Raw genomic sequence first — 382 nt, forward strand, 5'->3', positions numbered from 1 at the left:
CCTCAACGATATTTTCGAAATCGACGAAAAGATCGCCATCGGCGGCATGGGCGAAGTGTTCCGCGGGCACAATGTCACCACTGACGAGGCGGTGGCGATCAAGATCGTGCTGGGCGAATTTGCCAAGGACGAGAAATATGCGAACCTGTTCTTCAAGGAAGCCAGGGTTCTCAGCAGCCTCAACCATCCGTCGATCGTGCGCTACCAGATCTTCACGATCGACAAGGCGATCGGCCGTCCCTATCTGGTCATGGAATATATCCACGGCATGTCGCTGGCCGAGCGGCTGGGGAGTGGTCCGCTCAGCGTCGCCGAAGTGCGCAGGCTGACGGCAAAGCTGGCGGATGGCCTGGAAACCGCACATGCGGCAGGCGTCGTCCAC

The 382-nt window shown here is 59.2% G+C and carries 1 protein-coding gene; it reads left to right on the forward strand.

Annotated features, from left to right (window positions below; all coding sequences use genetic code 11):
* Positions 1 to 382, forward strand: a 382-nt coding sequence (locus AC1D0P_RS31625) for a serine/threonine protein kinase (RefSeq protein WP_477680338.1), incomplete at both ends; no start/stop codon positions are given.

The sequence above is a fragment of the Polaromonas sp. P1_G2 genome (assembly GCF_056405515.1).